Origin of the sequence: Jatrophihabitans endophyticus, assembly GCF_900129455.1 — a bacterium.
GTDB lineage: Bacteria > Actinomycetota > Actinomycetes > Mycobacteriales > Jatrophihabitantaceae > Jatrophihabitans > Jatrophihabitans endophyticus.
Genome location: NZ_FQVU01000002.1, coordinates 471,799 through 498,428 on the forward strand (window position 1 = coordinate 471,799; position 26,630 = coordinate 498,428).

Annotated in this window: 22 protein-coding genes; 9 read left to right on the plus strand and 13 right to left on the minus strand. The window is 74.2% G+C overall.

What is annotated here, in order from left to right; translation table 11 throughout:
* Window positions 1–10: 10 nt before the first annotated feature.
* A complete protein-coding gene (locus BUE29_RS07640; protein WP_073388234.1) occupies window positions 11–502 on the plus strand; it encodes a TrmH family RNA methyltransferase in 492 nt (163 codons plus the stop codon).
* Here BUE29_RS07640 and BUE29_RS07645 read toward each other — a convergent pair.
* Window positions 487–1,146, minus strand: coding sequence for a methyltransferase domain-containing protein (locus tag BUE29_RS07645; protein WP_073388235.1), 660 nt, complete (start codon window positions 1,144–1,146; stop codon window positions 487–489). The genes BUE29_RS07640 and BUE29_RS07645 overlap by 16 nt on opposite strands.
* Window positions 1,147–1,235: 89 nt before the next feature.
* On the opposite strand from BUE29_RS07645, the gene BUE29_RS07650 reads away from it, so the two are divergent.
* The gene (locus BUE29_RS07650) at window positions 1,236–2,300 is read left to right on the plus strand and encodes a DUF371 domain-containing protein (RefSeq protein WP_073388236.1); all 1,065 of its coding nucleotides are present in this window, start codon (window positions 1,236–1,238) and stop codon (window positions 2,298–2,300) included.
* Here the strand turns inward: BUE29_RS07650 and BUE29_RS07655 are convergent.
* Entirely contained in the window at window positions 2,293–3,078 is a 786-nt protein-coding gene (locus tag BUE29_RS07655) for a hypothetical protein (protein ID WP_073388237.1), read from the minus strand. The genes BUE29_RS07650 and BUE29_RS07655 overlap by 8 nt on opposite strands.
* Window positions 3,075–3,995 (minus strand): ATP-binding cassette domain-containing protein, encoded by a 921-nt coding sequence (locus BUE29_RS07660; RefSeq protein ID WP_073388238.1) that lies wholly within the window; start codon window positions 3,993–3,995, stop codon window positions 3,075–3,077. Before BUE29_RS07660 ends, BUE29_RS07655 begins: the two co-directional genes overlap by 4 nt.
* Window positions 3,996–4,136: 141 nt before the next feature.
* Between BUE29_RS07660 and BUE29_RS07665 the strand changes: the two genes are divergently transcribed.
* The 3 genes from BUE29_RS07665 to BUE29_RS07675 all read left to right on the plus strand — a co-directional run bounded on the left by BUE29_RS07665 (window position 4,137) and on the right by BUE29_RS07675 (window position 9,009).
* Window positions 4,137–5,399: a sensor histidine kinase gene (locus BUE29_RS07665; protein ID WP_200800095.1), complete on the plus strand. Its 1,263-nt coding sequence runs from the start codon at window positions 4,137–4,139 to the stop codon at window positions 5,397–5,399.
* A complete protein-coding gene (locus BUE29_RS07670) occupies window positions 5,390–6,151 on the plus strand; it encodes a response regulator (protein WP_073388239.1) in 762 nt (253 codons plus the stop codon). The genes BUE29_RS07665 and BUE29_RS07670 overlap by 10 nt, the downstream gene beginning before the upstream one ends.
* Before the next feature lie 89 nt (window positions 6,152–6,240).
* Entirely contained in the window at window positions 6,241–9,009 is a 2,769-nt protein-coding gene (locus tag BUE29_RS07675; protein ID WP_073388240.1) for a beta strand repeat-containing protein, read from the plus strand.
* A gap of 169 nt (window positions 9,010–9,178) precedes the next feature.
* Here the strand turns inward: BUE29_RS07675 and BUE29_RS07680 are convergent, their stop codons facing one another.
* The 3 genes from BUE29_RS07680 to BUE29_RS07690 form a co-directional block, all read right to left on the minus strand.
* Window positions 9,179–10,891 (minus strand): SpoIIE family protein phosphatase, encoded by a 1,713-nt coding sequence (locus BUE29_RS07680; protein WP_073388241.1) that lies wholly within the window; start codon window positions 10,889–10,891, stop codon window positions 9,179–9,181.
* Window positions 10,892–10,967: 76 nt separating this feature from the next.
* Window positions 10,968–12,704 carry a PAS domain-containing protein gene (locus tag BUE29_RS07685; protein WP_073388242.1) on the minus strand — a complete coding sequence of 579 codons (1,737 nt, stop codon included), beginning with the start codon at window positions 12,702–12,704 and terminating at the stop codon, window positions 10,968–10,970.
* A 186-nt stretch (window positions 12,705–12,890) separates the two neighbouring features.
* Complete coding sequence (locus tag BUE29_RS07690) at window positions 12,891–13,730, minus strand: LLM class F420-dependent oxidoreductase (RefSeq protein ID WP_073388243.1); 840 nt, start codon at window positions 13,728–13,730, stop codon at window positions 12,891–12,893.
* A gap of 91 nt (window positions 13,731–13,821) precedes the next feature.
* Between BUE29_RS07690 and BUE29_RS07695 the strand changes: the two genes are divergently transcribed.
* The gene (locus BUE29_RS07695) at window positions 13,822–14,838 is read left to right on the plus strand and encodes an aldo/keto reductase family protein (RefSeq protein WP_073388245.1); all 1,017 of its coding nucleotides are present in this window, start codon (window positions 13,822–13,824) and stop codon (window positions 14,836–14,838) included.
* Between the two features lie 33 nt (window positions 14,839–14,871).
* Here the strand turns inward: BUE29_RS07695 and BUE29_RS07700 are convergent, their stop codons facing one another.
* The 6 genes from BUE29_RS07700 to BUE29_RS07725 all read right to left on the minus strand — a co-directional run bounded on the left by BUE29_RS07700 (window position 14,872) and on the right by BUE29_RS07725 (window position 22,134).
* Window positions 14,872–16,842, minus strand: coding sequence for a hypothetical protein (locus tag BUE29_RS07700; RefSeq protein ID WP_073388247.1), 1,971 nt, complete (start codon window positions 16,840–16,842; stop codon window positions 14,872–14,874).
* The gene (locus BUE29_RS07705) at window positions 16,839–17,861 is read right to left on the minus strand and encodes a glycoside hydrolase family 130 protein (protein ID WP_073389515.1); all 1,023 of its coding nucleotides are present in this window, start codon (window positions 17,859–17,861) and stop codon (window positions 16,839–16,841) included. The genes BUE29_RS07700 and BUE29_RS07705 overlap by 4 nt, the downstream gene beginning before the upstream one ends.
* A 68-nt stretch (window positions 17,862–17,929) precedes the next feature.
* Complete coding sequence (locus tag BUE29_RS07710; protein ID WP_084180829.1) at window positions 17,930–18,838, minus strand: carbohydrate ABC transporter permease; 909 nt, start codon at window positions 18,836–18,838, stop codon at window positions 17,930–17,932.
* A 10-nt stretch (window positions 18,839–18,848) separates the two neighbouring features.
* Window positions 18,849–19,754: a carbohydrate ABC transporter permease gene (locus BUE29_RS07715; protein ID WP_073388249.1), complete on the minus strand. Its 906-nt coding sequence runs from the start codon at window positions 19,752–19,754 to the stop codon at window positions 18,849–18,851.
* Entirely contained in the window at window positions 19,751–21,055 is a 1,305-nt protein-coding gene (locus BUE29_RS07720; RefSeq protein WP_073388251.1) for an extracellular solute-binding protein, read from the minus strand. The genes BUE29_RS07715 and BUE29_RS07720 overlap by 4 nt, the downstream gene beginning before the upstream one ends.
* Window positions 21,055–22,134, minus strand: a complete 1,080-nt coding sequence (locus BUE29_RS07725) for a LacI family DNA-binding transcriptional regulator (protein ID WP_073388253.1) — start codon at window positions 22,132–22,134, stop codon at window positions 21,055–21,057. Before BUE29_RS07725 ends, BUE29_RS07720 begins: the two co-directional genes overlap by 1 nt.
* A 122-nt stretch (window positions 22,135–22,256) precedes the next feature.
* Between BUE29_RS07725 and BUE29_RS07730 the strand changes: the two genes are divergently transcribed.
* The 3 genes from BUE29_RS07730 (at window position 22,257) to BUE29_RS07740 (ending at window position 26,003) form a co-directional block, all read left to right on the plus strand.
* The gene (locus BUE29_RS07730) at window positions 22,257–23,126 is read left to right on the plus strand and encodes a DNA-methyltransferase (RefSeq protein ID WP_073389521.1); all 870 of its coding nucleotides are present in this window, start codon (window positions 22,257–22,259) and stop codon (window positions 23,124–23,126) included.
* 105 nt (window positions 23,127–23,231) lie between these two features.
* Window positions 23,232–24,419: a cytochrome P450 gene (locus BUE29_RS07735; RefSeq protein WP_073388255.1), complete on the plus strand. Its 1,188-nt coding sequence runs from the start codon at window positions 23,232–23,234 to the stop codon at window positions 24,417–24,419.
* A gap of 153 nt (window positions 24,420–24,572) precedes the next feature.
* Complete coding sequence (locus BUE29_RS07740) at window positions 24,573–26,003, plus strand: M28 family peptidase (protein ID WP_073388257.1); 1,431 nt, start codon at window positions 24,573–24,575, stop codon at window positions 26,001–26,003.
* Window positions 26,004–26,027: 24 nt separating this feature from the next.
* Here the strand turns inward: BUE29_RS07740 and BUE29_RS07745 are convergent, their stop codons facing one another.
* Window positions 26,028–26,432, minus strand: a complete 405-nt coding sequence (locus BUE29_RS07745; RefSeq protein ID WP_073388259.1) for a hypothetical protein — start codon at window positions 26,430–26,432, stop codon at window positions 26,028–26,030.
* Window positions 26,433–26,630: the final 198 nt, after the last annotated feature.

The window sequence follows — 26,630 nt, forward strand, 5'->3', positions numbered from 1 at the left end:
CCGTGTCCGGGTGTTCGAACAGGTGCGGCACCGACCGCCGACGCCGCTGGCGGCCCCCCGCGAGCTCGTCGTGGCCTGCGCGCCGATGCGCAGCAACGTCAACCTGTCGACGATCGCGCGGACGGCGGGCTGCTGCGGCGTCGAGCGCATGATCGTGTGCGGGCACGCGCGGCTCGACCGCACGATCGCCCGCGACGGCGCGGACTCGGTCGGCCTCGAGGTCCGCAACTCCCTGCCGCCGGTGCTGAAGACCCTGCGCGCCGACGGCTACCGTCTCGTCGGCCTGGAGCAGACGACGAACTCGGCCGACCTGCACCACTACGCCTTCACGCGGCGGACGGCGCTGGTGATCGGCAACGAGCGCGCGGGGTTGAGCGAGGCCGAGCTCGCCCTGCTCGACGACACGATCGAGATCCCGGTGTGGGGTCTGCCCTACAGCTACAACGTCGCCACCGCCACGGCCATGGCGCTCTACGAGTACTGCCGTCAGTTCCCGTCCTGACCGATGGTGCCGCGCAGCCCGAGGACGGCGAGCTCCTCGCGGGTCGAGCCGAGCCGTTTCGTCCAGGACGTCCCCAGGCCGGTGAGCTGCGCGTCGTCCAGGTAGTCGGCGGCCGACAGCATCCAGCCCGCGGCGGCGTAGCCCGGGGCGAGCACGTCGTCGACACTCGCCGGGGTCGGCTCGGGGGTGCCGCCCACGTCGGCCACCGGCGGCCGCCAGGCGTGCAGGTTGAGGGTGACGAGGAACGGCGCGCCGGGGCGACAGCTGGCCGCGACGCCGCGCAGGACGACCGGCTCGGGCGTGACGAGCGCCCGCAGCAGGCTGCCCCACGGCATGAGGCAGTGCACCTCGTCGACGGCGTGGAGCTCGCCCGGCAGCTGCTCCACCGCCGCCCACACGAACACCGCGTTGGGCACGCCGCCCTTGGCCGGCCGGGCGGCGGCCCGGTGGGCGGTGCGACGCATGGCGTCGGGGCCGGCGTCGAGGCCGACGACGAGCGCGTCGGGCCGCGAGCGCGCGACGGCCAGCACGTGCTTGCCGTCGCCGGTGCCGAGATCGACGACGAGTTCCCGGTACGGCTCGCGCAGCGCGGCGAAGGCGGCGGCGTCGAGGTCGCGGGTCGCCTTGCCGATGACCTGCCGCACCGGCTCACCCTAGGCGTTGGCCCCGGGCGAGCGCGGTCGTCAGGGGTCGTGAGCCGCGCCGGCACGGGGCCAACCCCTACGCTGCGGGCATGCGGTTCACCGGACGCGGCCACCCGGCCGTCCGGGCGACCCACGGCAAGACCCTCGAGCTCAGTCCGGGCGCCGAGCTGACCGAGCGCGGCACCTGCATCGTGGCCGTGGCCGCCGAGGCCGAGCCCGTCGCGCCGCTGGCCGGAGCGGTCCGCATCCGCCTCACCGCCGGCGGCCATCGCTTCGACCTCGACGCCGTCGCCAACCCCGCATGGGATCCGGCCGGTCCGATCGTGATCCGGCGCGGCCCCCTGCGCCTGCCGGGCACGTTCGCCACCGACGCGACCGCCGCGGCGGCCGACCTGCCGGCCGAGCTCGTCGCACGCCTGCGCGACCCCGACACGCTCGTCACCGTCGACGTCGCCGAACGGCCGGCCGCGCAGCCCCTCCTCGTGCTCTGCGCGGCCGACCCGCTCGCCACGCACCCCGGACCGGCGCTCGCCGCGGAGCTCGCCCGCGCCGACCAGCTCATCGTCGAGGACGCCGGGGCGCGACGTCTGGTGGGTCCGGCGCGTGGCGCCGCCGGGGGCCGGACGGTCGTGGTCGCCACCGCCGACCTGCCCGGCACGTCGCTGCGGGAACGGCCGGCCGGCGTCGAGGTCGACACGGTCGGTCTGCCGCCGCGGCACGCCGTGGCCGCCGCCTGTCCCTCATCGGCCCTCCTCACCCTGGCCGGGGACGGCCCGGCCGCCGTCGCCGCATTGCGTACGACGCCGGCCTCGCACCGCCTCGTCGTGTCCGTAGGACGCGCCGAGCTGCCCGAGTTGTTGCACCGGGCACGCGATGTCCGCGGCAGCGGCGAGGCCACCGTGGCGCAGGACTTCGGCCGGCCCCGGCCGGCCGCGCCCGATTCGATCCCCGACCTGGCCGGGGCCGAGCGCGTCCACTGCTGCCTGCACCCGGTGCCCGCGGCCGACGCGCTCGATCCCACCGTCCGGGCGGCCGTCGAGGCGCTGCTCGCCGACGGCGTCGGGACGCGGACCGCGGCGCGGGCGCTCACCGCGCTCACCGGGTGGGAGCGCCGGCGCGCCTACGCCGCGGTCGTCGACTGGCCGGTTACGTGATCTCACGCCGGGCTGTGCGCACCAGGCCCAGGGCGAGCGGCACCACGAGCCACACGAGCACCGAGACCAGGATGTTGGGGACGTGGCCCCCGAAATCGCCCTCGACGAGCCAGTTGAAGGTGGTGTTGGTGTCGAGCCAGCGCCCGACGGGCGCGACCGCGTCGCCGAGGATGCCGAAGGCCGTCGGCAGGACGTAGAAGAGGACGACCGCCGCCGCCGTGTTGTGCAGCAGGGCCCCGAACGCGACGCCCATGCCGATGTTGACCAGCACGAACAGCGCGTACCCGACGAGGTCCGCGGCGCCCAGCCCGAGGCCGACGTCGCGTCCGGTGGCCGCGGCGATCGACAGCGCGACGGTGGTGACGACCACGCCGTAGGCGATCGCGGCGAACGCGATCAGCACCGACACCACCACCTTGGCCGAGATGACCCGCGACCGCCGCGGCACCTGCACGAACGTCGTGAGCACCGTGCGCTGCGTCCACTCCGTGGTCAGCGTCAGGATGGACACCACCGGCAGCAGCGTGCCGATCCCGAACGCGGCGAACTGCAGGTAGGCGGCGAAGGTCTGGTCGTTGCCCTGCCGGTCGATGAGCGGGACGAGCATGAGCAGGGCGGTGGCCAGCGCGGTGATCCCGAGCAGCCAGCGCGCGGAGCGGGTGTCGGTGGCCTTGCCCCACTCGACGCGCAGCAGGCGGGCGAACGGGATGGGCGCGCTCGCCGGCGGCATCGGCGCCGCGGCCGGTCGGGAGTCGGTGGGGGCGGACGTGGCGGTCATGCGGCCTCCTCGGACGCGGTGGTGGCGGTGGTGAGGCTGAAGAAGAGCTCCTCCAGCCCGGTGGCGTCGCTGCTGCGCAGCTCGCCGAGGGCGATGCCGTGCTGCAGCGCGAGCCGGCCGACGGTCGGGGCGTCGATCCCCGTGGCGGTGTCGACGGTCAGCGCGCCGTCGTCGGCGCGCGTGACCTGCGCGCCGGTGCCGACGAGCGCCCGTTCCAGGGTCGCGGTCGCGCCCGCGTCCACGGCGCGGACGACGACGCCGGAGGTCGCGAGCAGGTCCTGCATCGCGCCGGCGGCGGCGACGCGCCCCCCGGCGATCACGACGAGATGGTCGACGGTGGCCTGCACCTCGTGCAGGAGGTGGCTCGACAGCAGCACGGTGCCGCCGCGGTCGGCGAAGTCGCGCAGCAGCCGGCGCATCCACGCGATGCCTTCCGGGTCGAGCCCGTTGGCCGGCTCGTCGAGGATGAGCGCCTGCGGCTCGGCGAGCAGCGCCTGCGCGATGCCGAGGCGCTGCCGCATGCCGAGGGAGTACTGGCCGACCCGCTTCTCGGCCGCCGGGCCGGCGAGGCCGACGAGCTCGAGCGCCTCGCCGACCCGGGCCAGGGGGACGCCCGCGGTGCGCGCGGTGATCGCGAGCGTCGCGCGTCCCGACCGACCGGAGTGCATCGCGGTCGGGTCGAGCAGGGTGCCGACGACCCGCGCTGGGTTGGGCAATCGGGCGAACGACGTGCCGGCGACCGTCGCACTGCCCCGGTCCGGGCGGGTGAGTCCGGTGATCATCCGCAACGTCGTGGACTTCCCGGCGCCGTTGGGGCCGAGGAAGCCGGTGATCGTCCCGGGTGCGCACGCAAAGGAGACGTCCGAGACGACCGGGGTCGCGCCGTAGGACCTGGTGAGGTGTTCCGCTGTGATCATGCCGGCAACGCTGCCGTGCCGGGCCCCGGCGTCACATCGGCCGGACGGCTGCCTCTGCTGCGGCGGGCTGCACCTTTCGTCGCGGCCGGCCGTCGACTTTCGTAGGGCGTCGTGGCCGCGCCGGGTCCCTAGGCTGGCGGGGTGAGCGACACCGGTCGGCTGCGTTCGGGGCTGGCGTACCCGCACCTGGTGCCGGCGACCCTGCTGCCGCCGGAGGACCCGTCGCGCGCGACCCGGACCCGGCGGACGTGGCGCGACCGGGTCGTGGACACTCTGCTCTTCCTGCTCGCCGCGGGCACCGGCCTGCTCGCCTTCGCGGCCAACGAGGACGACGCGGTGCACTCGCTCTCGCCGGTCCTCGGCACGGTGGACCTGCTGCTGGGCGGGGTCGCCTGCGTCGCGCTGTGGGGCCGGCGGCGTTGGCCCGTCGGCGTGGGCGTGCTGACGGCGCTGCTGTCGACGGTGTCGGTGACCTCGGCGCCCGCGAGCGTCGTCGGGCTCTTCGGCGTCGCCGTGCACCGGCGCACGACGGTGGCGCTGCTGCTCGTCGTGGTGAATCTCGGGGCGTCGGCGGTCTTCACGCTCGTACGGCCGTCCACGACGTCCTTCTGGGTCATGATGCTGTTCAGCGTCGGCTTCGTGGCCGTCGTGACGGCGTGGGGGATGTTCGTGCGGGCCCGCCGGCAGCTGGTGTGGACGCTGCGGGAGCGGGCCGAACGCGCCGAGGCCGAGCAGCGGATGCTCGCCGAGCAGGCCCGTACGGCCGAACGCACCCGGATCGCGCGCGAGATGCACGACGTGCTCGCCCACCGCATCTCGATGCTCGCGCTGCACGCCGGGGGCCTGCAGCTGCGCCCGGACCTGCCGCCCGAGCAGGTCGCACAGACGGCCGGGTTGCTCCGGGAGACGGCGCACCAGGCGCTGGAGGAGCTGCGCGGCGTGATCGGCGTGCTGCGCGAGAGCCCCGACGGCACCGTCGACACCGCCCCGGGCGCACCCGCGGCCGCGGCCCCGCAGCCGACCCTGCACGACATCGCGCGCCTGGTCGCCGACACGCGTCGCGCGGGCGCTCGGATCGAGTTCGTCATGGACGTCGCCGCGGCCGCCGAACCACCTGGCACCCTGGGCCGCGACGCGTACCGCATCGTGCAGGAGGCCTTGACCAACGTGGCGAAGCACGCGACCGGCACCGCCACCACCGTGCGCGTGGCCGGCGCTCCGGGCGCCGGGTTGCGGGTCCAGGTACGCAACCGCTTGCCGCTCGCCCCCGAGACCTCGCTGCCCGGTTCGGGCACCGGCCTGCTCGGGTTGCGCGAGCGCGTCAACCTCACCGGCGGCACGCTCGAGCACGGCCCGACCGGGGCCGGCGAGTTCGTCGTGGACGCGAGGCTGACATGGCGCTGACCGACGGGACGGAACGATCCCGCGTACGCGTGCTGCTGGTCGACGACGACCCGCTGGTCCGCGCCGGGCTGCGCATGATCCTGTCCTCGGCCGCGGATCTCGAGGTGGTCGGGGAGGCCGGCGACGGCGCCGCCGCGGTCGGGGCGGTCGCGGAGCACCACCCCGACGTCGTGCTCATGGACATCCGGATGCCCGGCGTCGACGGCATCACGGCCACCCGGACGGTGCGGGCGGCGCCCGACCCGCCGCAGGTCATCGTGCTCACCACCTTCCACGCCGACGACTCCGTGCTGCGGGCGCTGCGGGCCGGGGCCGGCGGTTTCCTGCTGAAGGACACCGCGCCGGAGGAGATCGTCGGCGCGGTGCGGCTCGTGCACGCCGGCGAGGCGATGCTCTCGCCCGCGGTCACCCGCACCCTCATCGGGCACGTCACCGGCGACACGAGCGGCGACACGAGCGACGACCCGAGCGGCGACGCAACCCCCGACAGTCCCACCGACGGCACGGGCGGCGGCGGGTCCGCAGCCGACGACCGGCGCTCCGCCGCCCGCGCCCGGCTGGCGACGCTCACCGGGCGCGAGCACGAGGTCGCGGTCGCGGTGGGCCGCGGGGCGTCGAACGCCGAGATCGCGGCCTCGCTGTACATGAGCGAGGCCACCGTCAAGGCCCACGTCTCGCGACTGCTGGCCAAGCTGGCCGCCGCGAACCGGGTGCAGGTGGCCATCGTGGTCCACGACGCGGGACTGGGCTGAGCCCCTTCCCGCACCCGGACGGCGCATGTAAGATTCACGTTAGCTGGGGTGGCGGGGGTCGCATCGCGCCGACCCGGGAGCAGCCCAGCATGATCCGTCCAGCCATCGCCGGCACCGTCCTCGCGGCGGTCGCCGCGCTCGTGGTCACCACCGCGTCGCCGGTCGCCGCGGCCGCTGCGACCGACACCACCGCCCCCGCGCTGGTCGGGGCCGTCGGCATCGCCCCCGCCACCGTCGACGTCACCGCCGGCGACGCGCAGGCGACGGTCACCGCCCGCCTCACCGACGACCTGTCCGGCGTGGTCGACGCGACCGTCACCCTCACCGCGCCGGACGGCACGACGTCCGACGTCACGCTCGAACGCAGCGCCGGGACCGCCCGCGCGGGTACCTGGACCGGTGTCGCGTCCTTCTCGACCTTCGACGCCGCCGGCTCCTGGCCCGCGACCGGGCTGAGCGCCACCGACGACGCCGGCAACCAGCTCACGGTCGGGGCGCTCGGCACCGGCGTCACCGTGACCCGGACCGTCGACACCGCGGCGCCGGTGCTGCTCGGCGCGAGTCTCGATCCCGACGTCGCGACGCTCGACACCACGGCGGGCCCCGTCGACGCCACCGTGCACCTGCGAGCGAGCGACGACCTGTCCGGGGTCACCGGCGGCTCGGTCACCTTCACCTCGCCCGACGGCGACGCGACCGCGGACGGCTACCTGTCCGGGCCGCCGGCAGCGGGCACCGGCACCGACGGCACGTGGGACGTCGCGGTCACCTTCCCGGCGCGCAGCGCGCCCGGTCGCTGGCAGCTCAGCGGGGTCAGCCTCGTCGACGGTCAGTTCAACGCCCGCGACTACGACGACACCGCCGTGCCCGCCCTGGCGGTGACCGTCCGCACCGACGACGACACCGTCGCCCCGGCACTGACGTCGTTCACCGTCGGGCCGGCCACGGTCTCGACCGCCTACCAGCGCTCGGGATACGTGTACGCACGAGTCGGCTTCACCGACCAGGGCTCCGGGCTCGCCGCCGCCACCGTCACGCTGCGCCGTCCCAACGGCACCCTGGACGACGCCCAGACCGCGCCCGTCTCCTACGACGGCGCGCAGGCGCGGTCGGGCACGTCGCGCAGCGGCACGCTCACCGTTCCGGTCTACGCCGAGCTCACCACCGGCACCTGGACGGTCGCGAGCGTGGTCCTGACCGACCTCGCCGGCAACACGACCACCGTGGCGACCGCGGATCTGGGCGCGCACGCCTCGTTCACGGTCAGCAGCGCCGCGGCGGACACCGCGGCGCCGATCGTCACCGGCCTCGCGTTCGCGCAGCCCTCGCTCGACGCCCGCACCGACGCCGCCGACGGCACACTGCTGGTCGCCCTCACCGACCCGGACGCGGTGCCCGCCGGCCTTGCCGACGGCACGGTGACGCTCGCCAGCCCCAGCGGCGACGCCACCGTCGACGCCTCCTTCTCGACCGACGACCTCGTCGACGGCGATCCGGCCACCGGGACGTTCGCCGCCCGGTTCACGCTCGACGCCCGCACGCCGGGCGGCGACTGGCGGATCACCGGCCTCACCGTCACCGACGTCGCCGGCCATGCCACCCGCTACACCGCCGCGACCCTCGCCGCGGCGGTGTCGAGCGTGCCGACGCTGACCGTGCTCGGGGCCGAGGGACCGGCGCCGACCGTCCCGGGCGCGCCGCGGGTCGCGCGCGCCACCCTGACGTCGACGTCGGCACCGAGCGTGACCGTCACCTGGAGCGCGCCGTCGAGCACCGGGGGCGCCGCGATCGGACGCTACGTCGTCACGCCGTGGCTCGCCGGCGTCGCCCTCACGCCGGTGACGGCACGGGGCGTCACCACCGCGACGATCCCGGGACTGGCCCGGGGACGCAGCTACACCTTCACCGTCGCCGCGGTGAACGCCGTCGGCACCGGCGCGGACTCGGCCGCCAGCAACGCCGTCACCGTGCCCGCGGTCGCGCCGTCCGCCCCGGCGATCGGCACCGCGACCCTGGTCGGCACCACGGCCACGGTCACCTGGACGCGGCCGGCGGCCGACGGCGGCGCCGCCGTCGGCGGCTACGTCGTCACCCCGTACGTGGGCTCGACCGCGCAGCCCGCCGTCCGCGTCGGCGACACGACGACGGCGGACGTCGCCGGCCTGGCGAAGGCACGCAGCTACACCTTCCGGGTGGCCGCGGTGAACGCCGCCGGCACCGGGCCGAAGTCGGCCGCCAGCACCTCGGTGACTCCTGCCGCGACGGTGCCGGGCGTCCCGGGTCGCGCGAGCGCGACCGTCGCCGGCACCACCGCCACCGTGCGGTGGACGGCCCCGGCGGACGGCGGCGGGTCGACCGTCACGTCCTACCGGGTGGTCGGCTCGCCGGGTGGCGGGTGCCGCACCGCCGCCACGTCCTGTGTGCTCACCGGTCTCACGCCGTCGACGTCGTACTCGTTCACCGTCACCGCGACGAACTCCCTCGGCCGCGGGACCACGTCGTCGGCGACCCGGCCGGTGACCGCCACGACGCCCGTCGCGACGGCCCTGGCGATCACCGCCGCCCCGCGCCGGGTCCGCCCCGGCGCCGCGCTCGCCGTCACCGGCCGCCTCACCCGCGCGCGTGGCGCCGACGGCGTGACCGGTCAGCCGGTCCGCCTGCAGTACCGGCGGACCGGAGCCCGCGGCGGCTGGCACACGTTCCGCACCGTCGCGCGTACCCGCGGCGGCGGCGCGGTGACGGTGACGGGCTTCCGGCCGGGCTACTCGGTGCGCATCCGGCTGGTCGCGCAGCCGTCGCCCGCCTTCGTGGCGTCGGTGTCCGTCGCCCGGACGGTGACGCGCACCCGCGCGTCCTGAGAGGTGGGGGCCTGTCGCGCGGCTCCCGCCACAACAGGTCCCCCATGCCGACACTGATCCGTCCCCCGCAGGATCGGTCAGGGAGCAGCAGGAGGGCCGCGGTCTTTCGGCCGTCCGTGGCCGGGCCCGTCGTGCCCTCGCCGAGGAGGTGCCCCGGCTGCCGCCCACGCTAACGAGAGACGGGCAGGGAACAGACCAGCACGGCGGTGTCGTCTTCGTCCGTCGGATGATTGCGTCGCAGCAGCTCGTCCAGCAGCTCCTCGGGACGGTCGCGCAGGCCCGAGACGGCCGTCGCGCTCTGCCGCAACCGGGTGAGGCCGACATCGATGCTCTCGCCGCGGGTCTCGATCAGACCGTCGGTGTAGAGGACGACCGCGCTGCCGCCCGGCACGCGGCGCGTCGACTCGCCGCGCCGGGGGGACGAGCGGGTGCCGAGGATCGGGCCGTGCACCTCGTCGAGGAGCTCGACGCCGCCGTCGGGCAGCAGCAGCAGCGGCGGCGGGTGGCCGGCGTTGGTCCACGTGAGCGTCCAGTCACCCTCGGGCTCGGCGTCGACGGTCATGAGGACGACGCTCGCTGTGCCGACGACCGAGAGTGCGGCGAGATTGCCGTCCAGGGCCTCGATCACGCCCGCGCACGACTTGTCCGTGGCCACCGCGATCCCGCGGAGCAGGTTGCGGACCGCCGCCATCGTCGCGGCAGCCGGCAGGTCGTGACCGGCGACGTCGCCGACGACCAACACCGTGCGACCGGGTGTGCTGGGGCACGCGAAGCGGTCGTACCAGTCCCCACCGACTCGGTACCTCGCCCGGGAGGGCAGATAGCGCACCGCGGTGTCCACCACGAGATCCGCCGACGCCGACGGCAGCAGCGCGTGCTGCAGCTGCAGCGCGACATCGCGCTGCTCGCGGTAGAGCCGGGCGTTGTCGACGGCGAGCGCGGCCCGGCGGGCGATGTCCTCGACCAGCGTGGCGTCGGCGCCGTCGAACGGCGTGACCCCTGTCCGGCGGACGAGCGCGAAGGCACCGACCGCCCGCTCCCGGGTCACCAGCGGGACGACGAGCACCGATGACGCGCCGAGGGCGCACATGAGGGCACGGGAGCTGTCGCCCAGCACGGCGGGGTCGTCGAGCTCGGCACCGTCGAGGCGCACGACGGCGCCCTGCAGCATCGTGCCCGACGACGCCGAGGCGGCCGGCACGACGCGGCCGATGTGGTCCTGGCCGAGGATCGCGTCGAGGTCGAGCTCCACGCCCGGCGCCACCGCCCCGCCGACCCGTCGCATCGCGCCGCCGCCGGTGTGCAGGTCGACGATCACGACCTCGGCCAGCCGGCCGGCGAGGATCCGGGCGAGCCGCAGCAGCACCTCGGCCTCGTCCAGGGACGAGGACATGCTCTGCGTCAGCTCGGCGAGCCACTCGAGGTCCGACACCGACTGCCGCGCCTCGGCGAGGTCGGCGCGCCCCTGCTCGCGGACGGCGGCGTCGACGACGCCCCGAACCCGCTGCGCCGAGTCGTCCCGGACCACGATCGACGTCCCGGCGCCGCCACGCAGTGGTGCCGCGATCCAGGTGACGGGCACCAGCTCGCCCCCGGCGGTCGCGAAGCTGTCACCCTCGACCTCGATCGGGGCGGCGAGCTCCCTCGCCTGCCGGAACGGACACCCGCTCGGCCCGTGGTCGGCACCGTGGAACACGTCGTGCGGCGATCGACCGACGAGTTCCGCGGCCGGGCGAGCGACCAGCTCGGCGAGGTGCCGGTTGAGCACCGAGATCGTCCCGGCGGCGTCGAGGCCGAGCAGTCCGATGCTGCTGTCGGCGACGACGTCGCCGAGATCGACCGAGCCGGTCACGAGGTCGTCCGCCTCGCCGTGACATGCCACGTGCGTGTCTCCCGATTGGTGCCGATGCGTCGAGCGACGGTAACGGAGATCGTCCCGACCCGGGCTGTCGAGTTGCTCAGCGGCCCAGGGCCTCACCCGACGCGACGGCCTCGCTCGTGACGACCGACTCGCGCAGGTCGGCCACGGCACTGTCGAGCGGGGCGAGTGCCTCGTCGAGCTCGCGGGCGGCGCCGGGATGCATGGGGCGCAGCGCGTCGACCCGCAACGCGGCGGCGAACACCTCCTGGATCGCCAGGTGGTGCACCTCCTCCTCGGCGGCGTGACGCTCACGCAGGGCGAGGGCCCGTGCGGTCTCCTCGCGGACGGCGGACTCGGCACGCACCCGCTCGCCGATGTCGGTGACCTGCACGTAGATGCCGACGACCGACCCGCCGACGACCCGCGGCACGAACTCGGAGCGGATGTGACGGGGCTGACCCGGCGCGGTGTCGAACGGGCGTTCCATGACCACGTGCGACCCGGCGAGCGCGCTGCGGGCGAGCGGGAGGGCACGGGCCTGCGCCTCGGGCGTGGCGATGTCGCCGTAGAGCTGCCCCAGCATCTGCTCCGGCTCGGGCAGCCCGAACCACCGCGCGGCGATGCGGTTCGCGTACTGGTTGCGCAGGTCGCGGTCCCACACCGCGAGGCCGATCGGCAGGTGCTCCAGCAGCGCGCGCATCTCGCGTTCGTCCAGGGACGGCGATGCCGCGGCGCGGTACCCCTCGGGGGGTCGCTGGGTGTCGTCCACCGGGGTGACCACGGCGGCGTTCGCGGGGCCGGCCTGGGGAAGGTCCGGGTGCAGCGGCACCCGCCACTCGACGGTGGTGCCGTCGTCGGAGTTGATCACCCAGGAGCAGCGGCCGCCGCGACCGGTGGCGATCGTGCGCAGCCGGTCGAGGCTGCTGCCCGCCTGCGGGCGCACGACACCGCCGCCGTCGTCGGCCACGACCACCACGACGTCGCCGTGCTCGACCCCGACGGTGACGTCGACGCGGGTCGCGTCGGCGTGGCGGCCGATGTTGTCCAGGGTGGTCTCGAGTACCTCGCCGACGAGATCGGCGAGCGCCTCGTCGAGCGCGTCGAGCCGCCCCATCACCAGCAGCGTCGGCAGGAACCCGAGGGCGGCGGCGCCGGCCTCCACCTGCTCGCGCACGACCCGCTCGGGGCCTGGCGGCCGGCCCGGCCCCGGCCGGTGCTGGGCGAGCGTGCGCAACCGCTGCGCAGCCGTCGCCATGGTGCGCGCGGCGTCCTCGACGGCGTCCGCGTGCTCGGGGTGACGCCGCGCCACCCGGGCCAGCTCGCTCGCCATCTGGTTGAGCCGCTCCGTGGCGTTGCGCTGCTTGGCCATCGCGTCGCGCTCGCGCTCGCCGATCGCGGTGGCCCGCGCAGCGAGCTCCTGCCGGGCGAACTCCGCCCGCGCCCGGCCGGTGACGTCGGTGGCCATGGTGACGACGCCACGGATCTCCCCGTCGATGCGGTACGGCTCGTAGTGCACGATCGCGTGCCGGCGCAGCCCGGTGGGCAGCGTCATGATCCGTTCGAAGGTCTGCGGCTCGCCCTCGCGCACGGCGTCGTAGTAGGGGCGGGACTCGGCGAAGGTCGCGGCGCCGACGATGTCGGCCGGCGAGCAGCCGACGAGATCACGGGGCTGCAGGCCGAACCACGGGACGTGCGCCCAGTTGGTGAATCGGTTGCGCAGGTCCATGTCGAACAGCGCCACGATGGCCGGCAGGTGGTCGACCACCGTCGCGAGCGACGCAGCCGAGGCGAGCGGGCCCGCGACGGGCTCCGATGCCAGGGTGCGCGGACGCATGGTGGTCGTTTCCTCACGGGCCGATGACAGCAGGACAATCCGTCCAGGCTCGCAGGTTTACCGGACGCCAACCAGGGCGAAAGGCCCGGATCGCGCCGGTGAGATCGTTTCGGCGACGAGCCTTTGGTCCACGCAGGATTCGACGCCGACGGTCGATGTCATGCGGTGCCGGGCCCCGCCGCCGGTTCAGCGGCCGAACGCGTCGGCGATCGCGGCGTAACCGGCACGCCGGTCGGCACCCTCGGGCGTGAGCAGTTGCACGAGCACCTGGTCCGCCCCCGCCGCGCGGTGCCCCTGCAGCCGCTGCGCCACCGCGGCCGCGTCACCGTGGCCGACGAGCGCGTCGATCAGCGCGTCGCTGCCGCGATCGGCGATGTCGGCGTCGGCCCAACCGAGCCGCTTCAGGTTGCTCACGTAGTTGGACAGGTGCAGGTACGGGTCGTCGACCGCGCCCCGGCCCAGCTCGCGGGCCGCCGTCGCGTCGGTGTCGAGCACGACCTTCTGCTCGGGTGCGAGCACCCGGTCCGCGCCGAGGATCTCGCGTGCCTGCCGGGTGTGCTCCGGTGGCACGAGATAGGGGTGCGCGCCGGCACTGCGATCACGCGCGAGGCGCAGCACCTTGGGCCCGAGCGCGGCCAGCACGCGCTCCTCCGCGGGCACGCCCTCGTCGTCGAGCACGTCGAGGTAGTCGACCAGTGAGCCGTACGGCCGTCGGTAGTCCGACGTCGCCTCCGGATGGCCGACGCCGATCCCGAGCAGGAACCGCCCGGGGAACGCCGCGGTGATACGCCGGTGCGACGCCGCCACCGCCCTCGCGTCCGCCGACCAGATGTTGACAATGCCGGTGGCGACGACGAGGTTCTCGGTGGCCGCGAGCAGCGGCTCGACCGCGGCCAGGTCGGCCGCCGGCGAGCCGCCCAGCCAGATCGCGCTGTAGCCGTAGCTCTCCAGGTCGCGGGCGAGCTGTGGGTCGAACAGCGACTCGTGGCCCCAGGTTCCGAGTGGTCCGAGGTGCGGGGAGGTCATCGCCGGGCTCCGTCCGATGGGTTGCGTGCGTGTGTAGGGGTGAACCACCGGCTCGTGCTTCGGCTTCCCGGGACCGGGGCACGATGACGACATGGACTTCCGTCACCTCGGCAACTCCGGTCTGCAGATCTCCGAGATCACCTACGGCAACTGGCTCACCCACGGCTCCCAGATCGAGAACGACGTCGCGACGCAGTGCGTCCGCGCCGCGCTCGACAGCGGCATCACCACGTTCGACACCGCCGACGCCTACGCGAACGGCAAGGCCGAGACGGTTCTCGGCGAGGCCCTGAAGGGCGAGCGGCGCGAGTCGCTGGAGATCTTCACCAAGGTGTTCTTCCCGGTCGGGCCGGACCCGAAGGGCAAGAACGACACCGGCCTGTCGCGCAAGCACATCCGCGAGGGGATCGACGCGTCGCTGCGGCGGCTGCAGATGGACTACGTCGACCTGTACCAGGCGCACCGCTACGACCGGTTCACCCCGCTCGAGGAGACGATGCAGGCGTTCGCCGACGTCGTGCGCGCCGGCAAGGCGCTTTACATCGGCGTCAGCGAGTGGTCGGCGGCGCAGATCCGCGCCGCGGCGATCCTCGCCCGCGACCTCGGCGTCCCGCTGGTGTCCAACCAGCCGCAGTACTCGATGCTCTGGCGCGTCATCGAGGACGAGGTCGTCCCGACCTCTCGCGAGCTGGGCATCGGGCAGGTGGTGTGGTCGCCGATCGCGCAGGGCGTGCTGACCGGCAAGTACGAGCCGGGCGCACAGCCGCCCGAGGGCTCCCGCGCGACCGACCAGTCCGGCGGCGCCGACATGATCAAGCGCTGGATGAACGACGACGTCCTGACCCGGGTGCAGGAGCTCAAGCCCATCGCGGCCGACCTCGGCCTGTCGATGGCAGCGCTCGCCGTCGCCTGGGTGCTGCAGAACGACAACGTCGCGACCGCGCTCGTCGGCGCGTCGCGCCCGGAGCAGGTCGGCGAGAACGTCAAGGCCGCCGGCGTGACGCTGCCGGCCGAGGCGCTGTCCCGCATCGACGAGGTGCTCGGCGACGTCGTGACGTCCGACCCGGATGTCGTGGCGCGCTCGACGCCGAAGCAGCGCTTCGTCTGAGCCGACGGTCCCGCGGCGGGTCCGTCGTCGTCGTCACCGGCCGACGACGACGGCGAAGCCCCGCGCGGGGATGCGGACGGTCGTGCCGGCTGTCGTCCGCACCGTCCGACCGGACGCGTCGTACACGCTCACCCGGCCCGTCCCCGTGGCCACGTGGCACGGCCGCACCGCGTTGCACCGCTCCACGCGGACCGTCCCGGTGCGGAGCTCGCTGACCACCGGGGTCACCAGGAGCGCGTCCACGCGGCCGGCGCCACCGGTGAACCGGGCCGTGAGCGTGGCCGCGCCGGCACCGACGGTGCCGACCGGCAGCGGGACCAGCCGACCGGGGGCGGGCGAGTCGCCCTGCGGCGACCCGCCGCCGGTCGCGAAGCGGCCCACCCGCGTCCCGCCGGCGGTCACGGTCGCCCGCGCGCCCGGGCCCGGGGTGCGGTCCACGACCGCCTCCACGAAGCGGGGTCCACTCCCCGCCGGCAACGTCCACCGCGCCGTCGCGGCGCCGGAGACCGCGAGCAGCTGGCCGCTCCAGGACGACTCGGCCGTGCCCGCCGGTGCGTCGGTCGGGGCCGCGGCGCCGGTGACGGCAGCATCCTCCGCCTCGACCACGGTGGTGCCGTCGCGCGTGGCCGCCGCTCCCGAGGCCCGGGCCAGCCGGGCGACGTCCGGTGCGGCGTCGAGCGCGAGCATCGACAGCAGGCCGTGGATCGTGGACTCGGCGCCGGAGTTGCGGTTCACGGTGCCGTCGGCGGCGATGCCGTCGTACGTCACGCCGGTGCCCGGGTCGTACGTCGGCGAGGCGGCGGCGTTCTGCCCGAAGTACCAGCCGGCCCAGACGCCGGCGAGCTGCCGCAGGCCGCGCGAGCCGGACACCGTCGCGGCGGCCAGCGACGACTGCACGCGGGAGTCGACGCCGTAGGCGATGGTGCTGCGGTCGACCGGTGCCGGGAGCAGCCCGTTGACCGCGCCGTAGCGGGTCAGCAGCGCGGGCGAGAACGCCGCGGCGTCGGCCACCGCGACGCGGGCCAGGGCCCGTCGGTCGAGCGCGGCCGACGCGCGGGCGAGGCCGGCGGGGGCGAGACCACCCCAGGCGTGCCAGCTCGACCGCGACAGCGCCGAGGGCAGGATCGCGCCGTACGGCCAGCGCTGCGAGGGTGCGGTGCCGAGCTGAGCGATGCCGTCGCTCAGCCGCCGCAGCGCGCGCACGCCGTCACGTCCGCCGGCCCGCACGTAGGCGGCCAGGCCGAGCACGGCCTCGCCGGAGGCGTCGGCGCCGTCGGCGATCAACCACGCAGGCGTGCGGACGCCGTCGACCCGGTGATAGGTCCCGTAGCGCGACAGCGAATCCCGCTCGAGGGCGTCGAGCGCGAGCCCGAGCCGCGCCCGCAGGAAGCGCGCGAAAGCCGGGTCCTGGTGCACGAAGGCCCGATAGCCCTCGCCGAGGGCCCAGATCGTGCGGGCGAGCCAGTAGGAGTTCGCCGAGTCCGACGGGTCGGGCTCCTCGCGGGGCAGGGCACTCGCGTTGAGCGTGCCGTCGGGCTGCATCCACAGCACGACGTTGCCGGCGTTCGGGCCCGTGGCGGTCTGCAGGTAGGTCAGTCCGCGCAGCAGGTCGAAGGCGTACTCGCGGCTGTGCGCGTCGCCGAACTGGCGCCAGTGCCGCAGGTACACGACCGCCGCCCGGGCGATGTCGTCGGAGTCGTACGCGCCCTGGTCGTAGGTGTCCGTCTCGGCGTGGTGCGGCCCGCCGCCGACGCGCTCGTAGCTGCCGTCGTCACGGTGCTCGGCGTACACCCAGAGCTCGCGCAGCGGCCGGGCCGGCGCGTAGGTGCTGTGGCCGGCCTGCGCCGGCGGCGTCACGGTCTGGGTGAGGAAGTCCAGGTGGGCGAGGTTGGTCAGCGGCTGCTGCGACGCCGACGGGGCCGACGACGCCGACGGGGCCGCGGTCGCCGGCACGGCCACCGCGAGCGACAGCACCGAGGTCGCGACCGCGAGCAGCGCCCTCACGACGCGGTCCCGAACTCGAGGCGCGCGACGCCGATCGCGGAGTCGGCCATGCCGTAGAAGACGTAGTGCGTGCCGTCGATCTCCTCGATCGCGGTGGGGAAGACGACGTTGGGCACCGTGCCCGACGTCTCCTGTCCGGTCTCGGGCTCGAGCAGCGGCTCGGCCGTCCGCGCCAGCACCCGGGTGGGGTCGTCGCGGTCGAGCAGCATCGCGCCGGCGCAGTAGCGGACGCGCTGCTGCTGGTCCCAGCCCTCGACGAGCTCGCCGGTGACGCCGTGGTGGATGACCAGCCAGCCGTCGTCCACCAGCAGCGGCGGTGGGCCGGCGCCGATCTTCAACGCCTCGTAGTCGTACTCGGGCATCGCCACGAGCAGGTGGTGCGACAGCCGGGTCAGCGCGCCCGGGTCGGTGCCGACGTCCTCGACGGCGGCGTAGGAGATCCAGATGCCGGGACGGTCGTCGCCCACACCGGCCGGCAGGTAGGTCCCCTCTCCCGGCCGGATCCACGACAGGTCCCACATCGGCCGGTGCAGCATCGCGAACGACGGACGCCCGTCCGGGCCGGTGACCGGCTCGGGGAAGAAGACGCAGTCCTTGTTCGGGAACAGGTTGAGGTCGGTGTCGAGGTCGGCCTGGTAGCCGAAGTGCAGCGGGCCGTGCCGCGTCCACGTCCGCAGGTCGCGCGAGGACGCGAGGGCGGGCTTGGGACCGAGCGGGCCGTAGGCCACGTAGGTCATCACGTGGACGCCGAGCGCGGGGATCCACGTCGTGCGGGGATCCTCGACGCCGCCGTGGTCGTGGGCGCGTTCCCACCCCGCGTCCGGGGCGAGCACGACGCCCGCGCGGCGCACGCCGGTCGGCCTGCCGTCGGCGACCTGCACCTCGGCGAGGCCGACGCGGGACACGTTGCCGGCGGCCACGAGCCGCGGCAGCAACCACAACCGGCCGTCGGCGTCGCGACCGCTCGCCGGGTTGAGGACGCCCTCGACCTCGGCCGGCTCGTCCGGGGCCGGGGTCATCACGGTCCCGAGGCGGGTGAGCCGCAGGGCGTCGAGGGTGGTGGCAGTGGTGCGGTGGGCGGTCACGATCAGCCTTTCACTCCGGAACCGATGCCGGTGTTGACGAACCAGCGTTGGAACACGACGAACAGGACGAGCACGGGCACGGCGAGGACGCACGCGCCGGCGAGGATGGTGCCGAACGGGTTGTCCGCGGCGGCCGACGTGGCGGTGATGTAGTTCGACAGCGACACCGCGAGCGGCTGCATCGTCTGCTTCTTGGTGACGAGGAAGGGCCACAGGAACTCGTTCCACGGCCCGATGAAGGTCAGCAGCGCGCCGGTGAGCAGGGCGGGACGCACCATCGGGATCGCGATGCTCCACAGGATCCGCCACTCGGTCGCGCCATCGATGCGGGCGGCCTCGAACAGCTCCTCGGGCAGCTGCAGGAAGTACTGACGGAACACGAAGACCGCGACCGAGTTGATGGCGTAGGGGGCGATCATGCCGAGGTAGCTGTCCGAGAGCCCGTAGTCGCGGGCGACGAGCACGTACATGGGGATGATGAGCAGCTGGAACGGGATCGCCTGCACCAGCAGCAGCAGCGCGAAGAGCACTCCCCGGCCGCGGAAGCGCAGCCGGGCGAGGGCGTAGCCCGCCATCGTGCCGAACACCAGCGTGCAGACGAGCACCCCGGCGGTGAAGATCAGCGAGTTGAGCAGCGACCGGCCCAGGGCGATGGCCCGGTTGATGTCGGTGTAGTTGGCGAACGTGAAGCCCTGCGCCCCCGGGATCAGTCCCTTGAGGGAGCCGTCGGTGTGATCGGCGAACGACCCGACGAGCATGTAGTAGAAGGGGAAGACGAACACGAGCGCGCCGGCGCCGAGCAGCAGGTAGCGCCACCACTGCGGACGGTGCGCGGGCTCGTGGTGCTCGGCCGTGGGGCGGTTCGGTGCGGCGTCGGCGTTGTCGGCGACGTCCTCGACGGTGAGTGTCATCGGTTCCTCCTCAGCCCCGGTCCAGCAGTCGTTGCACCCCGGCGATCGCGAGCACGCCGAGCACGAGGACGACGCCGATCGCGGCGGCGACGTCCGGGCGGTTCTGCTCGATGCCGAGCTGGTACATCAGCAGCACCGGTGACGCGGACGCGCCGTCGGGCCCACCGCCGCCGGTGAGCAGGTAGGGCTCGGTGAACAGGTTCGCGCCGGTGACGATCGCCAGCAGCGTGACCAGCCCGGTCGTGTGCCGGACGCCCGGCACGGTGACGACGAGGAACTGCTTGACCGCGGACGCGCCGTCCATCGACGCCGCCTCGTACAGCTCCTTGGGCACGTTCTGCAGTGCGGCGAGATAGAGCAGCACGTAGAAGCCGAGCTGCTTCCACGTCACGAACCCCGCGACCGACGGCATCGCCCACGTGCCGTTGACCAGCCAGGACGGCCTGGGCGCGGCCGAGCCGAGCACGTTGTTGACGAGGCCGCTGCTGTTGAACAGGAACAGCCAGATGCCGGCGATGGCGACGCTGGCCGTCAGGTAGGGCGCGTAGTACGCGACCCGCAGGAACGTCCGGCCGCGCAGCTTGGCGTTCAGCGCGGTCGCGAGTACCAGGGACAGCACCACCGTGAGCGGGACGTTGATCACCAGGAAGATCGCGATGTTCACGAACGCCTGCTGCACCGCGTCGTCGCCGAGGGCGTCGCGGAAGTTCTGCAGACCGACGAAGGGGTGCGGCACGTCCACGCCGGGCGCGGTGAACTTGTAGCGGTGGAAGGCCATGTACACCGCGAGGCCCACCGGATAGGCGAACAGGGCCAGCAGGAACAGGGCGTACGGCGCGACGAACAGGTAGCCGACCGGGTTGCGACCGGCGTTCCGGCGCGGGGCACGGCGACGCGTGGTGAGCTGGGCGGTCACTTCTTCACCACCAGCCCGTCGATGTCGTGGGCGGTGTCGGTGAGCGAGCGGGGTACCGCCACCTTCCCGAAGATGACGCTGCGCGACCACCCGTCGCGGAACCGCTGCCAGATCTGCACCGAGTTCGGGACGTTGGGCACCTCGATCACCCCTGGCCCCAGGGCGGCGAACGAGCGGTACGCCGGGTTCTTCGCGAAGTAGGCCGCGTAGCGGGTGGTCACGTCCGGACGCAGCGGGATCTGGCCGGTGACGTCGAGGAAGGTGCCGTCCTGCTGCGAGCTGGTCGAGTACTTCAGGAAGTCCCAGGCCGTGGCCCGGTTCTTGCAGGAGGCGTACATCGCCACGTTCTTCGCGTCGCTGAAGGTGTGGGCGCTCGGTGTGCCACTGCGGGTGGGTACGCGGACGACGCCCCAGTCGACCTTGCCCTTGTACGACCCGATGGCCCACGGCCCGACCGTCGCCATGGCGGAGACGCCATCGGCGAACGGGTCACCGCTGTACGTCTCGTCACCGGCGAGCCGTTGGGAGTACAGCGCGCGCCAGAACTCGGCCACCCCGCGCCCGGCGGCGTCGTCGAAGGTCGCCTTGTCGTCCTTCAGCAGCTGGGTGCCGCCGCTCTGGGCGGCGTACATGGGATAGAAGTCGTACCAGGGCTGGAAGAAGTCGTTGGACGCGTTGGGGTAGATCGCGTAGCGGGCCGCCCGTGACGACACGATTTTGCGCGCTGTTGCGAGAAAGCCCGAGTAGCTCGCGAGGTCCGGGTGGTCGGGGTCGAGACCGGCCTTGGCGAAGATCTTCTTGTTGTAGAAGATCATGACAGGGTTCGACTTCCACGGCAGCTGGTAGTAGCGGCCGTCCGGGCTGCGGTACTGCTGCGCCTGCGCGCCGCTGCGGCTCTCGATGTACTGCCGGGCGCCCGGGAACTGGTCGAGCGGGACCAGCCCGCCGATCGCCTGGAACTCGGGAACCGACGCCGGCGAGGTGTTGTAGATCAGGCACGGCTCGGTGCCGGCGATGATGCCGGCCTGGATGACCGCCTCGGACGACTTGCCGGTGGGCACCTGCTGCCCGGTGACGTGCTGCCCGGGATGCGTGCGGTTCCAGGACGCGACCACCTGCTTGGCCCAGGCGACCTCCTGCTCGTTGTTCGAGTACCAGACCTCGATCGGTCCGCGCGACGTGCGCGCCCGATCGGCGTTCACCGGGTCGACGATGCTGCAGGCGGCGAGTGCGAGCAGCGCGACGGCCAGCGCGGCGGCCGTGCGCACCCTCGACAGGGACTTTGCGGTGCGGCGGTGCATCACGACGTTCCCTTCCTAGGACGTGCGGGTGTCGGTGGGGCGACGGAGGCGCGGGCGATCATCCGCGCCGGCGGCAGGTCGACGTCGCGGGCCGTGGCGTCGGCGACCGCGGCGAGCAGGGCATGTGCGGCAGCGGTGCCCCACCCGGCGACGTCGGTGCGGACGGTCGTGAGCGGCGGGTTCGCGTAGTGCGCGAGCTCGACGTCGTCGAACCCGGTGATCGACAGGTCGGTGGGGACGGCGAGTCCCCGGCGTTGCGCGACGGCGAGCCCGGCCATGGCCATCACGTCGTTGGCGTAGGTGATCGCGGTCGGCGGGACGCGCCGCGAGAGCAGGCGGTCGGTCGCTCCCGCGCCCTCGCCCGCGCTGAAGTCGGTGTGGACGAGCAGGTCGGCGGCGAGCCCCGCCGCGGTGAGTGTGGCCTCCCAGGCCTCGCGACGCGAGCGGACGTGCAGGAACTCGGCCGGCCCGGTGACGTGCGCGATCCGGTGGTGACCGGCGTCGACGAGGGTCCGCACGACCTCGCGCATCCCGGCGCTGTCGTCCACCGACACCGCACCGACCCTGCCGGCGCTCGACGTGCGGTCGGGCCGGCCGAGCGTCACGGCCGGCAGGCCCAGCTCGGCCATCAGCGCGGGGCGGGGATCGTGGACCCGCAGGTCGGTCAGGAAGACGCCGTCGACGCGCTTCTCGGCGGCGAAACGCCGGTACGTCTCGATCTCGGCGTCGTGGTCGGGCACGACGGTGAAGGTGAGCGACTGCTCGCTCGGCTGCAGCGCGGCGGTGACCCCGGCGACGAACGCCGGGAAGAACGGGTCGGCGCCGACGGTCGTGGTCGGCCGCGCGACGACCAGGCCCAGCGTGAACGAGGACTGGTGCGAGAGCGCGCGGGCGCGGTGGTTCGGGCGCCACCCCAGCTCCGCGGCGGCGTCGAGCACCCGGCGACGGGTCGCGTCGGCCACGCCCGGGCGGTTGTTCAGCGCGAACGAGACGGCGCCGGGCGATACCCCGGCCTCGCGCGCGACGTCGGCGATCGTGACCCGCCGCGCGGCCCCGCCGTGCTCGCCCCGTCCCGCCATCCGACCACTAAAGCGGTTTAGTTCCCCGGCCGTCAAGGGTGGGCGCGGAGCGGACCGGGTTACCCGCGGGTACGGCGCGCCCCGCCGTCCACGGGCCCACGGCGCAGGACAATCGCGCGGTGATCGACCTCGCGGCGGCCGTCGACTACGTCGTCGCCGGGGACAACGCCGTGGTGCTCCCCCGGCTGCCCGACGCCTCCGTCCAGCTCGTGTACATCGATCCGCCGTTCAACACCGGCGCCGTGCAGCAGCGCCGGACGCTGCGCACGGTCCGCGACGACGCCGGCGACCGGACGGGATTCCAGGGCCGGCGCTACACCACCGTCGAGCTCGGCCGGCTCGGCTACGTCGACGTCCACGACGACTACCTGGACTTCCTCGCCGCGCGGCTGGAGCACGCGCACCGGCTGCTGCGCCCGGACGGCACGCTCTACCTGCACGTCGACTACCGCGAGGTGCACTACTGCAAGGTGCTGCTCGACGCGATCTTCGGGCGCGACTGCTTCCTCAACGAGATCGTGTGGGCCTACGACTTCGGCGGCCGCGGCCGGGACCGCTGGCCGGCCAAGCACGACAACATCCTCGTCTACGTCAAGACGCCGAAGGGCCACTACTTCGACCAGGACGCGATCGAGCGGATCCCCTACCTCGCACCCGGCCTGGTCGGGCCGGAGAAGGCGGCGCGCGGCAAGCTGCCCACCGACGTCTGGTGGCACACCATCGTGCCGACCAACGGCCGGGAGAAGACGGGCTACCCGAACCAGAAGCCCGAGGGCATCCTGCGTCGGATCGTCTCCGCCTCGTCCGCACCCGGCGCTCGCGTGCTCGACTTCTTCGCCGGCAGCGGGACGACCGGCGCGGTCGCCCGGCAGCTGGGGCGCCGGTTCGCCCTCGTCGACGCCAACCCCGACGCGGTCACGACCATGCGCCGCCGCCTCGGCGAGGACGGCGTCCGCTACCTCGACGCCGACGGCGTGGCCCTCGACGACTGAGGGCACCGAGTCCGCATCACGATAGAGCCCGAAGTTCGTACATATCTGCCCAAGAACCCGAAACTGCCCCTTGACCGGGCAAACCTGGCGTTCTTCCCTCGACTCATGATAGTGACCGCGGCCTCGGCCCGGCTCGACCCGCCACTGCGGAGCCTGCTGGATCCCGACGCCCTGCTCGACCCGCACGACCGGTACCGGTCCTGGCGGGCGAGCGCGCCGGTCGCGTGGGACGAGGGCACGAGCAGCTGGGTCGTCACGAGTTACGCGGTGTGCCGTGACGTGCTGCAGGACGTCACGACGTTCGGCTCGGACCGGCGCCGCGCGGGGCTGCCCCTTCCCCCGTCGATGCTCAGCATCCAGACCCTGGACCCGCCCGAGCACACCGAGATCCGGCATCAGGTCCTCGCCGCCCTGCGCCGCTACGACCTGCGCACGGCCGACACGGCGATCGCGGCCGCGGTCGACGACGTCCTCGACCGCGCCGTCGCCGGCACGACCGTCGACTTCGTCCGCGACGTCGCGCAACCGCTGGCGCTGCAAGTGATCGCGGACGTTCTCGGCGTCACGCCGCCGGACGCCGCGTGGTTCGTCCCGGTGTCGACGGCGATCGTCGACTCGATGGACGCCGGGCTCGCCCCCGAGCGCCTCGCCGCCGGCGTCGCCGCACGCGAGGAGCTCGCCGCCCTCGCCACGACGTGGCTCGACCACCCTGACCGCCCCGGCCTGGTGGCCGCGTTCGCGGCCGGACTCGACGAGTGGGACACCGACCCCGTCGTCGTCGCGAACACGGTGCGGGCGTTCGCCCACGCCGGCTTCGAGTCCGTCGGCCGGTTGCTCGCCGGCGCTGCGACGGTCCTGCTCGCCGAGCACCGGCTCCCGTCGGCCGTGCCGTTGTCGGAACGCGCGGCGGCCGAGCTGGTCCGCTACGTCAGCCCGGTGCAGGGCGACGCGCGGGTCTGCGTGCGGGACACCGAGCTCGCCGGCGTCCCCATCCGCACCGGCGAGGTGGTCACCCTGCTGCTCGCCGCGGCGAACCACGACCCGGCCGCGTTCCCCGAGCCCGACCGCCTCGTCCTGGACCGGGAGCCGAACCACCACCTCGGTTTCGGGCGCGGCGCGCACGCCTGCGTCGGGGCTGCCCTCGGCCTGCGGGTGCTGCGGGCCGCGCTCGACGGGTTCGGGCGTCGTTTCCCGGCGGCCACGCTCGTCGAGTCGCCCGCCTGGGCCGCGAACGCGACCCTGCGCGGCCCCGCCGCGGTGCTCGTCTCACCCACCGGACGCGAGAGGAGGTGAGCGTCATGACGTACGTCCACTGAGCACGGTCCAAGGTCCGCAGCGAACCTACGGGCCGACAGGACCCGCCGGGCCGACACCGCTCGGGCCGGCGGGCCCCCGACCGTCGCCGCCGACATCCCGCGTCCCCTCCGATCCGAAACGGGCTCCGCCATGACGTTCGCCCTGCACCCGCACCGCAGGACCGCCGGCCGCGTCGCCGCGCTGGCCCTGTCGGTCCTGACGCTGGCCGCGGGCACGCCGGCCCACGCCGCCAGTCGCCCGACGCTCGATCGCTTCGGCGCCCTGGTCGCGTCGCGGACGAGCACGGCCGCTGCGGTGGCCGATCTCGCCGTGTTGCAGCGGATCGCCCAGCGCGACCACGGCAACCGGGCGACGGGCACGCGGGGGTACCGCGACTCGCAGGACTTCGCCGTGCGCCGGTTGCGGGCCGCCGGCTACCGCGTGCAGCTGCAGCCCGTGCCGTACACCAAGTTCCACGTGAGCGCCGAGCGCACGCGGCTGCAGCTCGGGGCCCGCACCGTACGACTCACCTCCCTGCTCATGGACGAGTCGCCCGCACGGCGGGTCACGAACGCGCCGCTCGTGGCCCCCGCCGACGGCCCGACGGCCGGCTGCCAGGCCGCCGACTTCGCCGGGCAGGACGTCAGCGGCGCCGTCGTGCTCGAGCCGCGCGCGTCGTGCGGCTACGCCGCCCAGCTCGCGGTCGCGGCGGGCCTCGGTGCCACGGCGGTGCTGCTCTCCTATCCCACGCCGCGGCCGCAGAACGTCCTGCGGCTGCACTGGTTCGACAGCACGCCGCCGGCGATCCCGCTCGCCTCCATCCGGCACACCGACGAGACGGCGTTGCGGGCGGCGCTCGCCCGCGGACCGATCCGCGTCGACCTCGACTGGCGCGGTCACGACGTCAGCGGCGTCACGCACACCGTGATCGCCGAGACGCGCGGCGGCTCGGCGCATCACGTGGTCATGTTCGGCGGCCACCTCGACAGCGTCGACGAGGGGCCGGGCATCAACGACAACGGGTCGGCCGTGGCGGCGGTGCTCGAGACGGCGGTGGCGCTCGCGCCGTTCCAGGACCGGCTGCGCAACCGGGTGCGCTTCGTCCTCTGGGGCGCCGAGGAGCTCGTCGACGTCGGGTCGGACCACTACGTGGCGCAGCTCGACGCGCAGCAGCGGGCCGACATCGACGTCTACGTCAACGCCGAGATGATCGCGTCGGACAACTTCGTCCGCTTCGTCATGGCGGGCGCGGGCATCGTGTCAGCCCCGTTCGAGGCCTACTACGCCGCCCGCGACCTGCCGATCGAGCGGGTCGGCTCGGACGCCGTCGGCTCGGACCAGGAGCCGTTCTTCGCGGCCGGCATCCCGATCGCCGGTCTGTTCGACGGCGCGCTCGGCGTCAAGACGCCGGCACAGGCCGCCGTCTACGGCGGCCGGGCAGGGCAGCTCTACGCCTCGTGCTACCACCAGGCCTGCGACACGCTGGCCGCGATCGACCGGCGCGCGCTCGAGCAGAGCACCCACGGCCTCGCCTACGCCGTCGCCACCCTCGCGGGGCAGGCGGCTCCCGGCGCGCGCTGAGCCTGCGACCCGGGCCGCGGCCGGTCACGGGCGGTAGTGCGTCTCGCCCTGCAGGTACCGCACGCCGCCGTCGTCGTCGACCGGCTCGTCGGGCGTGCGCACCGTGCCGTCGTCGATGACGTCGTAGACGTGTCGGCTCGCCCCCGCGCCGCAGTAAAGGTAGTTCTCGAGCGTCACGCTGCGGTTGCCGTCGGCGTCGAGATACGCACCGCGCCGGCCGAGGAAGAAGCATCGACCGTCGCCCTCGGACTCCGCGTGCGCGATCGCCCCGTGCAGGTCGCCGGTGGCGAGCCGCTGCCCCTGCACGCTGCGATAGACGGTGTCCGGATCGCTCCACACCGCCACGGCCAGCACGACGACCGTCGCGGCGAGCGCCGCGATGCAGGCACCGAGGACCGCGACGGTGACGACGAATGCGCGCCGTGACACCGGACGGCCTCGCCGCGCCCGTCGTTCCATCGCCGGGTTCGGCAACCCGCCCGTCTCCGTCACGGCTCTCCCTCCGGGCCGCTCGTGCCGACCGGGCACGAGCCGACGGCCCGATCCATGTCGTTTCGGCGAGAAAGTACCCCATGCCCGGGTCGGCACGCCGTGCCTCGGGCAGCCACGACGCCGTCGCGGGCCTAG